Origin of the sequence: Stenotrophomonas sp. LM091 (assembly GCF_001806305.1) — a bacterium.
Classification (GTDB): domain Bacteria; phylum Pseudomonadota; class Gammaproteobacteria; order Xanthomonadales; family Xanthomonadaceae; genus Stenotrophomonas; species Stenotrophomonas bentonitica_A.
On sequence record NZ_CP017483.1, the window covers coordinates 277,537 to 290,494 of the forward strand.

The window sequence follows — 12,958 nt, forward strand, 5'->3', positions numbered from 1 at the left end:
CGCCCTGCCCTGGCACCGCCTCACAGCACACCGTCCAGCGGGCCGGCGGCACCGGTCAATACGGCGCAGGCGTGATCCTGCAGCTCCTCACCGCTGGCCTTGTTGCCCGCCGCCAGGTCCAATCGGGTGGCCAGCAACACGAAACCGGGCGCACCGGAGGGGCCGGTCTGCCCGGCGACCACCAGCGACCAGTTGCCGATATCGGCCGGATCGGACAGATGGGCGGCCAGCAGACGCACCGGGTTCGCGGTGAGCTCGGCACCGGGCAACTGGCGGGCGAGATAGGCATGCCCGCGCAACGGCTCCGGCAGCGGCTGCCAGCTGGCGCCGATGACCGGCTGCAGCCGGCGCAGCTGGGCCAGGACATCCGCGCGCAGGCAATCCACGTGGATGTGCAGTTGGTGCTGGGAGCGGCCATGGGGCGAATTCAGGGCCAGGCTGGCCACATCGCGCGGCAGTGCCATCCCGAGTGCCTGCTCGGTGTGGCTGCGCGCCTTCCACGCGGCGGCGAAGTAGTTGGGGGCACCGGCACGCAGCAGCGCCGGGCTTTCAATGCCCGAGATGCGGTCCAACGGCAGCACCAGGAACTGGTAGTGGCCGTGCGAATCCTTGAGCAGCACATCGCGCCGCTGCGCCTGGGCAGACACGGCCAGGCAGCTGCCGCGAGGGGCGGCCTCGCCGGCGCAGTCGCGCTGGATGATGCCCCACAGGGCGTCTGGATTGGCAGGCGGCCTGGCCGGCGGCCGGGGCGGCGTGGCGCAGGCTGCCAACAGCAGCACCGCACAGGGCAAGGACAATCGGGCGATCACGGACAAGCTCGGACAGGAATGCGGGCCCAGCCGGCCGTGCCGATGGGCGGGCGCGATTGTACCGCGCCGCTTCTGTCGCTTCCGTGTCAGTAGGTGCTGTACGGCACCTCGACCACCACCGGTGCGGCCGGTGCCGGCGGCTGCAGGGTGTAGCGGTCCAGCGCGCCATTGTCATCGGCGAAGCGCTGTGACTGCACCTGCAGGCGGTACGTGGTGGTACCGAACTTGACGCCGCTGCCGCCTGCATCCAGCGCGGCACCGGCCGGCAGCAGCAGGCCGCCGAGGTCGCTGTAACCGCCGCCTTCCTGCGAGAAGACATGGTCGACCAGGTCGCCCTCGCGCTTCATCGCAAACACATGCGGGTCGCCGTGGCGGCGGTTGTAGTCCTCGTTGCCGAGCAGATCGGCGATCCACACCCCGGGCAGCCGGTAGCTGGTTTCCAGGGCAATCGCATCGAGACGGTCACTGTCTACCACCAGGCAGCACACCGCCTGCTTGTTTTCGCGGTCCAGGATCGCGAAGCGCTCGCCCCTGGCAACCTCGCGCGGCAGGATCGCAAACGGCTGGTTCCTCAGGACCGGCTCGGCGCCACTGGCCGAATGCAGGTTGCGCCAGCCACCGAACACCGGTGCGTCCGGCTCGGCCGCCACGGCGTTGCCGGCCATCGTCATTCCCAGTGTCACGATCAATGCGGCCGTGATCTTCCTGCTGTGCATGCGCTACTTCCGTTGGTTGACCTGTCGCGGCGACATCGCCGGACCTCACAAGACCGCGACACTATGCGCCAGCAGCGGGCCGGCGGGCAATCGGCGCCGCTCAGCCGATCACGATGTAGTCACTGACCAGGGTGATCCCGCGGTGCTCACCGCGCTCAAGCTGCACGTGGCGGCCACCGACCTGGTCGATGGCGATGCAGTTATCCACCTCCAGCAGGGCATCGGTATGCGGCTTGAACCAGCTGGCATCGCGCAGGGCCTTGGCCTTGCGCTTGGCCGCCTCGGCATCCGTGGCGACCAGCAGCCGGTAATCGTGCGCCTCGCCCAGCGCGCCGGCGGCATACCCGCCGAGATTGAGGAAGTACAGGCGCGGCGCGCCCACGGCCGGGGCCGCGTCGCCGAAGCGCACCCGGTACGCCTCCACCCCATCCACCGCCAGCCAGCCATCGAGATGCAGCCCTTTCCGCTCACCGAACCAGTCCTGGCGCAGCTGCGGGTAGGCCTCTTCAATGGCATCGACGTTGGCGAAGGCCACGTCGTGGACCTCGATCCGGGCGCGGGCATGTCGCCCACCCAGCATGAACACGTGCAGCACCTGCGACTCCCGGCATGGCCGATCTGAGAGGCCGCCAGTGTAGCGCCGGTGGCCGTTGCGCCCCGCCCCAGCAGCCGCGTGGGCTGCGTCCAACGGTCGCGGGGCGCCCACCACGCGCCGGTGCACACCGCAGTGGTATGGTCGGCGCCTGACCCCGCAGGAGCGACCCGATGGCATCCCTTTTCCGTTACCCCCTCGCCGCGATCACGCTCGCCGGCACCCTCTCGCTGGCCGCGTGCGTGAGCACGCCGGGCCCGGAGATCAAGGGTCCAGGCCTGTGCAAGGCCGATGCCCTGGGCTGGGCCATCGGCCAGCCGGCCGACGAGGCGAACATGCGCAAGCTGCTGGTGCAGAGCGGCGCCGGCCTGATCAACCCGATCGGCCCGGCCACGATCACCACCCGTGACCTGCGCCAGGATCGGCTGCGGGTGTTCATCGACAAGGACAACGTGATTACCGCCGTCCGCTGCGAATGAAGCCCCGCGGGTAGAGCCACCCCATGGGTGGCTGTGCCGGCGTATCGCAGGTTTCAGGGCAGCCACCCATGGGGTGGCTCTACCGTGGCCTCACGCCGGTAACGCCGCTCAACGCTGAGCGGCTGCCTATTGGAAGATTGCCGGTAGTGCATATCCGCCATCGGCGCGGTTTGTGAGGCATTCCCCATCCCAGTCCGCTTGCTTCAGCCACTCAATGGCGTGGAGGAAAAAGGGGGAGATGTCGGGCGCGAGCAGGATCTTGGTGTCTTCATCCCTGCCAAAAACGATCATCTGCCCAACGCTACCGCTATGGTCTGGATCAAAATCCAGACCCATGTGATTCCCGCCGGCGTCACGGCTCAACGCAATCCAGTGCGGGTTGGTATACATGGGCTTGACGGCCCCCGGCGGTCGGGACGCCATGTTCCACGCAAATTCCTTGTTGAGCTCGTCCTCCTCAATACTCCGCCATCCATCCCAGGTAGATCGAATGCCTTGAGTGGACAACATCTGCATGCCGAACAGGACGCCAAACGCTGTTTGTCCATCATGGATTCTCAGCATGGCCTTGAGCAGCTCCGGAAGAGCCACTCCCAAATGGTGTTCGAGATCGATAAGCGCCTTCTCGCTGGCACCCGGTTGGAGTCCCATCTCGGTAAGGCAATCCTTCCGCGCGAGGATCGCCTTGATTTCGTTCCATGTTTCAGCCGCCTGATGCATGCGCACTGCCTTTCTCACGTTGGATCATTCCGCAGCCAACGCTAGATCCTTGGGGCTCCGCAGGAAATGCAACAAATACGAATATGGCGCGACATTTTCGCGTCAGTGCATTCCACAGTCGCTCCAATGCCGGGTTCTGGGCGTCTGGCCGATGCCCGGGTTGAACGTATTGCTCGGATCCAGTTGCTGGTAGAACGCCGCCAGGGCCGGCTTGGCCGGGTACAGATGGCCCACGTTGTGTTCGGCCGGATACTCCGCGCCACGCGCGTCCAACAGCGCCCACATCGCGTGCTCGATGGCCAGCGGATCCTCGCCCTTGCGCACGATGTAATCCTGATGGAACACATGGCACAGGAAATGCCCGTAATACAGTTTGCCGGCCAAGCGTGCGTCGAGTTCGGCCGGCAGGTGTTCCACCCACGCGCGGTCATCGCGCCGTAGTGCCACGTCCAGGGCCACGATGTCCTCGACCTCGCGCCGGTGCACCTCGCGATAACGCACGGCCGCGCCGGCCACCGCAAAGCGGTGCAGGAACGCCTTTCGCCCCTCCTCGGCCGTGCACTGGAAGAAGTCGCCCTCGCTGCCAGCGAAGTGAGTGCGCAGGAAGGTTTCGGTGGCGGCGGCATCCACCGCCGACACCTTGAGCAGCAGGTGGTGCTCGTAGCGGTCACGGAACTGGCCCATGCGCGCGGGCAGATGGCGTGGCAGGCAACGCATCGCCCACTGGATCACGCGGTCGGTGACCCCGCGCAGGCCAAGGCTTTCGAACCATCCATCGACGCGGCTTTTCAGCGCGAACGCCGCCGGCACCCTGGCCGTGCCGAAGCGATCGATGAGCAGGAAGGTGTCCTTGCCGTACCGTTCGCCGATGTCGTACGCCTCGCGGTGAAGGTACTCGCCCGAGATCGGCAGGCGCTCGAACGCGGTCAGCAGATGGCGGCGGATCGCGGTCAGATCCTCCATCGCATTGCTGCCGATGTAGAACACCTCGCCGGGCTCGCGCGCAAACGTATCCAGCCGCACCGCGAACACCGCCAGCTTGCCGGCCGAGCCGGAGGCTTCGTAGTGGCGCGAAGGATCGGCGTTGTAGCGGGCGGGCGTGGCTGCATCGACCTGGCGCACCTGCTCGGCATAGCGCGGGTCGGAGGCGGCGCGGTCGTTGCCGTTGTCCACGTCAGCGGGCGCGTAGTCGCCGCGCTGCAGCCGCTCCAGGATCTGCTCGGCGGTATCGCCCAGCGCGATGCCGAGATGATTGACCAGCTGCAGCTTGCCGTTGGCATCGACCTGGGCGAACAACGCCATTTCGGTATAGGCCGGGCCGCGTCGCACCAGCGAGCCGCCGGAGTTGTTGCAGACCCCGCCCAGCACCGAGGCACCGATGCACGACGAGCCGATCACCGAGTGTGGTTCGCGGCCCAGTGGCGCCAGCTCCTTCTCCAGCCGGTCCAGCGTCGCCCCGGGCAGGCAGACCACCTGGCGGCCCTCGTTGATCAGCTGCACACCGGTCAGGCGCAGGGTGTTGAGGATGACCACCGGGCGGTCATAGTCGGCACCATCGGGTGTGGAACCGCCGGTGAGGCCGGTGTTGGCCGCCTGCATGATCACGATCGCGTTGGCTGCCACGATGGCCTGCAGGGCGCGCCACTGTTCCAGCAGCGTGCCCGGGCGGACCACGGCCAGCACCGGGCCATCGCCGAAACGGTAGCCCTTGCGGAAGCGCCGGGTCGGCTTGTCGCCGCACAGCACGTGTGCGTCGCCGACGATCGCGCGCAGCTGCGCCAGCAGCGCTGCCGTGCCCCGGGATGCCGCGTTCATGGTGCGACCGCAAAGCGACGCGTGGCGTCCACCAGCGAATCGCGGCTGATGTCGGCGATGGTCCTGGCGCCGGTGAGCGTCATCGCCACGCGCATTTCCTTGGCCATCAGGTCCAGCAGATTGGCCACGCCGGCCTCGCCCTGCGCGGCGAGCGCATAGACGAAGGCGCGGCCGAGCAGCACGCTGTCGGCGCCGAGCGCGATCATGCGCACTACGTCCAGGCCGTTGCGGATGCCCGAATCGGCCAGGATCTTCAGCTCACCCTTGACTGCATCGGCGATCGCCGGCAACGCCCGCGCGGTGGACAGCACACCGTCCAGCTGGCGACCGCCGTGGTTGGAGACCACGATGCCGTCGGCCCCGAAGCGAACGGCGTCACGCGCATCGTCCGGATCAAGAATGCCCTTGATCACCATCGGTCCGCTCCAGAACTCGCGGATCCACTCCAGGTCTTTCCAGGAAATGGACGGATCGAAGTTGTTGCCCAGCCAGCCGATGTAATCGGCCAGGCCGGTCGGGCTGCCCCGATAGGTGGAGATGTTGCCCAGATCGTGCGGGCGGCCGAACAGGCCCACGTCCCATGCCCAGCGCGGGTGCGTCACCGCCTGCAGCATGCGCCGCGCCGGCGCGTTCGGGCCACTCATGCCCGAGTGCGCATCGCGGTAGCGCGCGCCCGGCGTGGGCATGTCCACCGTGAACACCAGCGTGGTCACGCCAGCCGCCTTGGCCCGCTCCAGCGCATTGCGCATGAAGCCGCGATCCTTGAGGACATACAGCTGGAACCACATCGGCCGATCGATGGCCGGGGCTACTTCCTCGATCGGGCAGACCGACACGGTGGACAGCGTGAACGGAATCCCCCGGCTCGCCGCCGCCCGCGCCGCCTGCACTTCACCGCGGCGCGCATACATGCCGGTCAGCCCGACCGGCGCCAGCGCCACCGGCATCGCCAGGCGCTCACCGAACAGCTCCGTTTCCAGGCTCAGATCGGACATGTTGCGCAGGATGCGCTGGCGCAGCGCGATCTCCGACAGGTCCGCGACGTTCCGCTTCAGGGTGTGCTCGGCATACGCGCCGCCATCGATGTAGTGGAACAGGAACGGCGGCAGGCGGCGTTGTGCCGCTGCGCGGTAATCGGTGGAGGCGGAAATGATCATGGGTCAACCGTGGGAAGAAGGAAGCCGTGACGCACGTGCGCGCCGAGCCTCGTTGTCATCGAGCGTGCGCAGGGAGGTGTGCACGAATTCCAGGTGCGCGTGTGCGGCGGCACGCGCGCGTTCGGGGTCGCCGGAGAGCACGCCATCCATCATCTCGCGGTGCTGGACGGACAGCGGCTCGAAGGTGCGGGCGGAGGTATAGAGCTTCTCGCGGCTCTGCGAGATGTTGGTCTGCAGCAGCTCGAACAGGCCACGCATCACCTGCAGCAGCACCAGGTTGTGCGAGGCCTCGGCGATGGCCAGGTGGAAGGCCGCATCGGCCTGCGCTTCGCCGGCCGGATCGTCCTTGCCATGCGCAGCCATCATGGTGTCGAAGGCCTGGCGGATCTTCGCGCGGTCTTCGTCGGTGGCGCGCAAGGCGGCGTGCCACGCAGTCGCCCCTTCCAGCGCGTGGCGGATTTCCAGCACGTCGAAGCGGTACTCCGGGTCGCCCTGGAACAGCGGCAGGTACGGGATCAACGGCTCATCGATGGCCTGCCGGGCACGGGCCGCCGGTTCGCTCACGTAGGTGCCGCCGCCGACCCGCGCGCTCAGAAGGCCCTGGCTGGCCAGCTGCGCGATCGCCTCGCGCAGCGCCGTGCGCGAGACCCCCAGCTGCACCGCCAGCGGTCGTTCGGCCGGCAGGCGGTCACCCGGCTGCAGGTTCTGCTCACGGATCAGGCTACGCAGCTGCGCGGCCACCTTGTCGGACAGGCGTTCGTTCTTCATGCCGCCATTGTCGCCCGCGTGGCGGGCGATGGGGTCGATGCCGGTGGCCGGACTGCCGCGCATGGGCTCAGGGAATCATCCACGTCAGCCAGTAGGCCTGCACCGTGGTGATGATGCCGACCATCACGGTGAAGATCAGGCTGTGCTTGACCGTGAAGCGGAACAGGTCCGATTCCTTGCCGGCCAGCCCGACCGCCGCGCAGGCAATCGCGATCGACTGCGGCGAGATCATCTTGCCGGTCACCCCGCCGGTGGTGTTGGCCGCGACCAGCAGCACCTCGGACACGCCGATCTGCTGGGCCGTGGTGGCCTGCAGCGCGGAGAACAGCGCATTGGAGGACGTATCCGAGCCGGTCAGGAACACGCCCAGCCAGCCGAGGAACGGCGAGAAGAAGGTGAAGGCCTTGCCGGTATGCGCCAGGGCCAGCGCCAGCGTGGCCGACAGGCCCGAGTAGTTGGCGATGAAGGCAAACGCCAGCACCATGCCGATGGAGTAGATCGGCACCTTGAGCTCCCGGGCGGTTTCGCCGAACGTGCGCAGCGCCGCGGCCGGGCGCATTTTCAGCAGCACGATCGCGATCACCGCGCCCAGCATGATCGCCGTGCCGGTGGCCGAGACCGCATCGAACGTGTAGACCGCCTCGTAGCCGGTCGGGACCGGCACGATCGGCGGCATTTTCAGCACCAGCTGATCCAGCGCCGGTACCGGAATCTTCAGCACCCAGTGCTCCAGCGCCCCCCCGGTGGCGAACAGCGCCTTGAACGGCTTGATGCTCCAGATCGTGACCATCGCGGTCAGGATCAGGAACGGCGACCATGCCTTGACGATCTGGCCGGTGGAATAGCGCGGTGCCTCCAGTGCCTGGGCGGCAGCTTGTGCGCTGGTCTCGGTATCGAAGCGGAAGATGCGCACCGGCGTCCACTTGCGCAGGAACAGGGTCAGGCAGACCAGCGACGTCAGCGAGGCGGTGATGTCCGGCAGCTCCGGGCCAATGAAGTTGGAGGTCAGGTACTGGGCGATCGCGAACGAACCACCGGCCACCAGCACCGCTGGCCAGGTTTCCTTGATGCCGCGCCAGCCGTCCATGATCGCCATGATCCAGAACAGCACGATGACGGTCAGGAACGGCAGCTGGCGCCCGGCCATCTGCCCGATCTCGAATGCATCCAGCCCGGTCACCTGCCCGGCCACGATGATCGGAATGCCCATCGCGCCGAAGGCCACCGGCGCGGTATTGACGATCAGGCACAGGCCGGCGGCATACAGCGGCTTGAAGCCCAGCCCGACCAGCAGCGCAGCGGTGATCGCCACCGGCGCTCCGAAGCCGGCCGCCCCTTCCAGGAACGCGCCAAACGCAAAGCCGACCATCAGCATCTGCAGGCGCTGGTCTTCGGTGACCGACAGGATCGACGCCCGGATGATGTCGAACTGTCCGGTCTTGACCGAGACCTTGTACAGGAACACCGCGCCCAGAATGATCCAGGCGATCGGCCACAAGCCGTAGACGAAGCCATAACCGGCTGCTGCCAGCGCCTGCGGCAGGGGCATCCGATAGAACAGCAGGGCCACCGCCAACGCGATCACCACGGTGATCGTGCCGGCCAGCCATCCCTTCATGCGCAACACGGCCAGGGCGACAAAGAAGAAAGCGATCGGCAGCAGCGCGATCAGGCTGGACAGCCAGAGGTTGCCAGCGGGGTCATACAGTTGTTGCCAGGCCTGCATCGGCGGATCTCATCAAGACGGACAGGGTTCCGCGCGGTCAGCACCGCGCGAGCCGAGAACGTCCAACAGCGATTATTGGTAGTACCAATAACCAGAACGCCTGTTGGAACTGCCCGCATTGAAACGCCAAACGCGAGACGAGCCTATTAGACCATAGGTCTACGTCCGAATATTGGTCCTACCACTCAGCAGCCGCAGTCGTTCGAACGACCCTTGAGTTCCACCGAGTTGCCGTCCGGATCGCGCAGGCGCAGCGAGAGGCCATCGCCCTCGGCACCGTAATTGCGCTCGGCCGGCCCACTGAGCTCTACCTGCAGTCCCTGCAGATGCACGCGCACCTGCTCGGCATCGAACGGTTCCACGCGCAGGCAGACATGCTCGACATTGCGCCCTTCCCGCCCGGGCGCCGCACCGCCCTTGATTCCCAGCGGACCGTCCACGCTGATCAGATCGATCAGCGACTCACCGGCATGCAGATGCACCATGCCCAGCGACGGCCGTTCGCGGGCGACGGTGCAGCCCAGAACGTCACAGTAGAAGCGCACCGCGCGGGGCAGATCCTGCACACGCAGCACCACATGGTCGATGCGCTGGATCTCGAAGGGACGTTCGCTGCTCATGACGACTCCAGTTTTCTGGCGATACGGCTGAATACCACCAGCACGATCAGGCACAACACACTCACCCCGACAGCGATCACATACTCGCCGATGCCAACCGCGATACCGATCGCGGCGGACATGATGAGTGAACTGGCGGTGGTAAGGCCGCTGACCTGGTCATCGCGCGAGCCCCGCAGGATCGTGCCGGCGGCAACGAAGCCGACACAGGCCACCACCGCCTCGATCAGACGCACCGGATCGACCTGCAGCAGGTCACGGTAGCGTTCCTCCTGGAAGTGTTCGGCAATGCTGTCGCCCAAGCCGACAATCAGTGCGGCTGCACCGGCGATCAGCATGTGCGTGCGCAGTCCGGCGGCGTGCTTGCCCATCTCGCGTTCGATGCCGAGCGTGGCGCCCAGCAGCATGGCCACGGCAATCCGCAGCAGGATCGATAGATCTTGTTCCAGTCCCATTCAACGCGCCCTCAACTGTTCGCACCAGATTTGCGCTGTTGACGTAGCAATGTCGTGAAGAGCGATGTGACGCGCATGTGTACGCAGCGCGCTCCAGTTGAGCACGTGACAGGAAACCGCTATGAGGCAAGGAAAATGAAGATACTACCGACAAAGGTCCTTTCTCTTGCGGACACCAGCCCTTGCGCTCGTGCAAGGTCTGGTTGAACCTTGCCGCATGCCTCCCACTCGCCCCTCTCGCCTTATTACCAACCCGGGTCCTCCATCAGTGCGCTTCGAGGTTCTTCGGCTGGAAGAAGGCCCCTGCACCCTTTCGAATTGGGTGATTTCCGGCTGACGGTCAACGGTCGTTCAATCGACTCATCTGCATCGCCCCGCTTGGCTCACATGATCCATCTCTCTCTTTGCGACTTGATCGAAGGGCTGTTGCGCATGGCTGACGGCATCGACGCGTTCGTCCTGAATGGTGTGGATTCCTCGTTCCGATTGGATATTCGGCGCCGTCGATACGGGGTGTCGGTCTTCGACGAAAAGACCCGACTCGACGACACGCCCCTGGCCAGTTTGATTGAAGCCGTGCGTCGAGGATTGGAGGCGCATTTTCGCGATGCGCCGATCGAAGACCCCGAGGCGCCTGTAATCGATGAACTACTTCGCTTGCGGCAGGCACTGAACAGACTTGACTAGATATGGCCATGCCCGGGGTTTCTTTCCCAGGCATGGGCCTACAGGTGGGCTTACTGGGCCAGGTATCCGCCATCGATCGCGTAGTAAGTGCCGGTTGCAAAACCGGCATCCGCGCTGGCCAGCCAGGCCACCAGTGCGGCGACTTCTTCCGGCTTGCCGAGGCGTCCCAGCGCATGCTTGCTTTCCAGCGCCTGCTTCACCTTCGGGTCCATCTTGTCCAGCAACGGGGTGGCGATGAAGCCCGGGCCCACCGCATTGATGCGGATCTTGTCCGCCGCGTGTTCCCACGCCGCCGTCTGGGTCAGGCCGACCACGCCATGCTTGGCCGCAACATAGGCCGCCGAATTGTTGAAACCGACCTGGCCCAGGATGGAGGCCATGTTGATGATGCTGCCGCCCTTGCCCGCGCTGCGCATCGCCTGGATCTGCGCCCGCTGGCACACGAATACGCTGTTGAGATTGACGTCGATGACGTTCCTCCAGCCATCCACGGGGTAATCGCCACTGGCCGCCGACGGCCCGCCGATACCCGCGTTGTTCACTGCGATGTCCAGCCCACCGAGTTCCTGCACGGTCTGCTTCACGGCTGCTTCCACCGCGTGCTCGTCGGTGACGTTCAAGGCGATGCCGATCGATTTCACCCCTTTGCTGCGCAGCGCCTCGGCGGTCTTCTCGACGGCGTCGGCCTTGAGATCCCACACCGCCACCGCCGCGCCGGAATCGGCCAGCAGTTCGGCCACGGCCAGGCCGATACCGGAGACGCCGCCGGTGACGATGGCGACCTTTCCCTTGAGCTGATAATCAATCATCGCGTTGTTCCTCGGGTTGGAATAAGGCTGCGGGCACTGCCTGCCCATGCCTCGACCATACGCCGCGAAAACGTTACAGAACGTGCACAGCGTGCTCCGCAACAATCCTTCCCATCGCTGCAACGCACCTGCCCCTATGCTCGGGGTCGTACGCCCACATCCTTTCTTTCATCCGCCGCTGGCGGTCGCCCTCCCCCAAGGTAAGCCCATGACAGATTCCACTGACGGCCAATTGTTCTCCCCCACCCGTCTGGGGGCCATCGACGTCGCCAACCGCGTCGCGATGGCACCGCTGACCCGCAACCGCGCCATCAAGGACCGCATTCCCAATCCTCTGGCCATCCAGTACTACGAACAGCGCGCCAGCGCCGGGCTGATCATCGCCGAGGCCACCCAGATCAGCCCGTTGGGCCAGGGCTATCTGGATACGCCCGGCATCTACAGCCAGGACCAGATCGATGCCTGGAAAAAGGTCACCGACGCCGTGCACGCGCGCGGTGGCAAGATCGTGCTGCAGCTGTGGCACGTCGGCCGCATCTCGCACACCAGCCTGCTGCCCGAGGGCGAGGTACCGGTGGCGCCGAGTGCCCTGCGCGCCGATGCGAAGACCTTCACCGCCAAGGGCTTTGAGGATGTCTCCGAGCCGCGCGCCCTGCGCCTGGACGAGATTCCCGGCCTGATCCAGGACTATCGCCAGGCTGCACGCAACGCCATCACGGCCGGCTTCGATGGTGTGGAAGTGCATGCTGCCAACGGCTATCTGATCGACCAGTTCCTGCGTGATGGCAGCAACCAGCGCACCGACGAATACGGTGGCAGCATCGAAAACCGCACCCGCCTGCTGGATGAAGTGGTCAGCGCGATCGTTTCGGAAATCGGTGCAGAACGCACCGGCGTACGTCTCTCGCCGGTGACGCCAGCCAACGACGCTGCCGACTCCAACCCGCAGCCGTTGTTCGAACGCGCCGTGGAGCGTCTGGATGCCATCGGCCCGCTCGCTTTCATCCATGTGATCGAAGGCGCGACCGGCGGCCCGCGCGACAACATCGCCTTCGACTACGCCGCGCTGCGCGCCAAGTTCAAGGGCGCATGGATCGCCAACAACGGTTACGACCAGGCGCGTGCCGAAGCGGCGGTCGCCTCCGGCTATGCCGACATGGTCGCCTTCGGTCGTCCCTTCATCGCCAATCCCGATCTGGTCGAGCGCTTCCGTCTGGGCGTGGCGTTGTCCGAGCTGGACAAGGACACGCTGTACGGCGGTGGCGCGCATGGCTACACCGATTATCCAAGCGTTTCAGGCTGATCGGCTCGCTGATTGGTGGAAAGATGTCCATGCGCCTCCGGCCATTACCGGCGGCGCATCGCATTTTCACCTGCGCGCCACCTTCCAACGACAACGGCTCAGCTACCACCAGCATCCTTTTCATCGAGTGCATCGGACAAGGCGAAACCGCACGCTGTCGCCTGTCCATGAACGATGCAATGCAGACAGCACGCTACGCCCGGCACGCGCTGCATCTGGAGCCAGGGCCAGACCGTGATCGGTGCGTACATACGCGTCACCGGAAGATCGTGCTTCACTGAACCTATGGCATGTCGGCTGCG

Annotated in this window: 14 protein-coding genes; 3 read left to right on the forward strand and 11 right to left on the reverse strand. The window is 65.8% G+C overall.

The window, feature by feature from the left end; all coding sequences use genetic code 11:
• Positions 1-20 precede the first annotated feature (20 nt).
• The 3 genes from BIZ42_RS01175 to BIZ42_RS01185 all read right to left on the reverse strand — a co-directional run bounded on the left by BIZ42_RS01175 (position 21) and on the right by BIZ42_RS01185 (position 2,120).
• Complete coding sequence (locus tag BIZ42_RS01175; protein WP_237393545.1) at positions 21-809, reverse strand: CDP-diacylglycerol diphosphatase; 789 nt, start codon at positions 807-809, stop codon at positions 21-23.
• A gap of 86 nt (positions 810-895) precedes the next feature.
• Positions 896-1,525 carry a decarboxylase gene (locus BIZ42_RS01180; protein ID WP_070425296.1) on the reverse strand — a complete coding sequence of 210 codons (630 nt, stop codon included), beginning with the start codon at positions 1,523-1,525 and terminating at the stop codon, positions 896-898.
• Positions 1,526-1,625: 100 nt separating this feature from the next.
• Positions 1,626-2,120, reverse strand: a complete 495-nt coding sequence (locus BIZ42_RS01185; RefSeq protein WP_070425297.1) for a DUF1543 domain-containing protein — start codon at positions 2,118-2,120, stop codon at positions 1,626-1,628.
• Between the two features lie 170 nt (positions 2,121-2,290).
• On the opposite strand from BIZ42_RS01185, the gene BIZ42_RS01190 reads away from it, so the two are divergent.
• Positions 2,291-2,596, forward strand: a complete 306-nt coding sequence (locus tag BIZ42_RS01190; protein ID WP_019185084.1) for a hypothetical protein — start codon at positions 2,291-2,293, stop codon at positions 2,594-2,596.
• A gap of 126 nt (positions 2,597-2,722) precedes the next feature.
• Here BIZ42_RS01190 and BIZ42_RS01195 read toward each other — a convergent pair whose 3' ends face one another.
• The 7 genes from BIZ42_RS01195 to BIZ42_RS01225 all read right to left on the reverse strand — a co-directional run bounded on the left by BIZ42_RS01195 (position 2,723) and on the right by BIZ42_RS01225 (position 9,857).
• Complete coding sequence (locus BIZ42_RS01195; protein ID WP_070425298.1) at positions 2,723-3,316, reverse strand: SMI1/KNR4 family protein; 594 nt, start codon at positions 3,314-3,316, stop codon at positions 2,723-2,725.
• Between the two features lie 102 nt (positions 3,317-3,418).
• Positions 3,419-5,131, reverse strand: a complete 1,713-nt coding sequence (gene dld / locus BIZ42_RS01200) for a D-lactate dehydrogenase (protein ID WP_070425299.1) — start codon at positions 5,129-5,131, stop codon at positions 3,419-3,421.
• The gene (gene lldD / locus BIZ42_RS01205; RefSeq protein ID WP_070425300.1) at positions 5,128-6,288 is read right to left on the reverse strand and encodes an FMN-dependent L-lactate dehydrogenase LldD; all 1,161 of its coding nucleotides are present in this window, start codon (positions 6,286-6,288) and stop codon (positions 5,128-5,130) included. Before lldD ends, dld begins: the two co-directional genes overlap by 4 nt.
• A gap of 3 nt (positions 6,289-6,291) precedes the next feature.
• Entirely contained in the window at positions 6,292-7,056 is a 765-nt protein-coding gene (gene lldR, locus BIZ42_RS01210; protein WP_070427410.1) for a transcriptional regulator LldR, read from the reverse strand.
• A gap of 67 nt (positions 7,057-7,123) precedes the next feature.
• A complete protein-coding gene (gene lldP / locus BIZ42_RS01215; RefSeq protein WP_070425301.1) occupies positions 7,124-8,782 on the reverse strand; it encodes an L-lactate permease in 1,659 nt (552 codons plus the stop codon).
• A 185-nt stretch (positions 8,783-8,967) separates the two neighbouring features.
• Positions 8,968-9,402, reverse strand: coding sequence for a VOC family protein (locus BIZ42_RS01220; protein ID WP_019185079.1), 435 nt, complete (start codon positions 9,400-9,402; stop codon positions 8,968-8,970).
• On the reverse strand, positions 9,399-9,857 hold the full coding sequence (locus tag BIZ42_RS01225; protein WP_019185078.1) for an MgtC/SapB family protein: 459 nt from the start codon (positions 9,855-9,857) through the stop codon (positions 9,399-9,401). The genes BIZ42_RS01220 and BIZ42_RS01225 overlap by 4 nt, the downstream gene beginning before the upstream one ends.
• A gap of 387 nt (positions 9,858-10,244) precedes the next feature.
• On the opposite strand from BIZ42_RS01225, the gene BIZ42_RS01230 reads away from it, so the two are divergent.
• Positions 10,245-10,544, forward strand: coding sequence for a hypothetical protein (locus BIZ42_RS01230; protein WP_070425302.1), 300 nt, complete (start codon positions 10,245-10,247; stop codon positions 10,542-10,544).
• Between the two features lie 50 nt (positions 10,545-10,594).
• Here the strand turns inward: BIZ42_RS01230 and BIZ42_RS01235 are convergent, their stop codons facing one another.
• Entirely contained in the window at positions 10,595-11,353 is a 759-nt protein-coding gene (locus BIZ42_RS01235; RefSeq protein WP_070425303.1) for an SDR family NAD(P)-dependent oxidoreductase, read from the reverse strand.
• 208 nt (positions 11,354-11,561) lie between these two features.
• Here BIZ42_RS01235 and BIZ42_RS01240 point away from each other — a divergent pair, with 208 nt between their 5' ends.
• Complete coding sequence (locus tag BIZ42_RS01240) at positions 11,562-12,656, forward strand: alkene reductase (RefSeq protein WP_070425304.1); 1,095 nt, start codon at positions 11,562-11,564, stop codon at positions 12,654-12,656.
• Positions 12,657-12,958: the final 302 nt, after the last annotated feature.

What these genes read in the sequence shown, in the direction of transcription:
- BIZ42_RS01240 (WP_070425304.1), top strand. Translation starts at nt 11,562, where the DNA reads ATGACAGATTCCACTGACGGCCAATTGTTCTCCCCCACCCGTCTGGGG.
- BIZ42_RS01220 (WP_019185079.1), bottom strand. Translation starts at nt 9,402, where the DNA reads ATGAGCAGCGAACGTCCCTTCGAGATCCAGCGCATCGACCATGTGGTG.
- BIZ42_RS01230 (WP_070425302.1), top strand. Translation starts at nt 10,245, where the DNA reads ATGATCCATCTCTCTCTTTGCGACTTGATCGAAGGGCTGTTGCGCATG.
- BIZ42_RS01180 (WP_070425296.1), bottom strand. Translation starts at nt 1,525, where the DNA reads ATGCACAGCAGGAAGATCACGGCCGCATTGATCGTGACACTGGGAATG.
- dld (WP_070425299.1), bottom strand. Translation starts at nt 5,131, where the DNA reads ATGAACGCGGCATCCCGGGGCACGGCAGCGCTGCTGGCGCAGCTGCGC.
- BIZ42_RS01190 (WP_019185084.1), top strand. Translation starts at nt 2,291, where the DNA reads ATGGCATCCCTTTTCCGTTACCCCCTCGCCGCGATCACGCTCGCCGGC.
- lldD (WP_070425300.1), bottom strand. Translation starts at nt 6,288, where the DNA reads ATGATCATTTCCGCCTCCACCGATTACCGCGCAGCGGCACAACGCCGC.
- BIZ42_RS01235 (WP_070425303.1), bottom strand. Translation starts at nt 11,353, where the DNA reads ATGATTGATTATCAGCTCAAGGGAAAGGTCGCCATCGTCACCGGCGGC.
- BIZ42_RS01195 (WP_070425298.1), bottom strand. Translation starts at nt 3,316, where the DNA reads ATGCATCAGGCGGCTGAAACATGGAACGAAATCAAGGCGATCCTCGCG.
- lldP (WP_070425301.1), bottom strand. Translation starts at nt 8,782, where the DNA reads ATGCAGGCCTGGCAACAACTGTATGACCCCGCTGGCAACCTCTGGCTG.
- BIZ42_RS01225 (WP_019185078.1), bottom strand. Translation starts at nt 9,857, where the DNA reads ATGGGACTGGAACAAGATCTATCGATCCTGCTGCGGATTGCCGTGGCC.
- lldR (WP_070427410.1), bottom strand. Translation starts at nt 7,056, where the DNA reads ATGAAGAACGAACGCCTGTCCGACAAGGTGGCCGCGCAGCTGCGTAGC.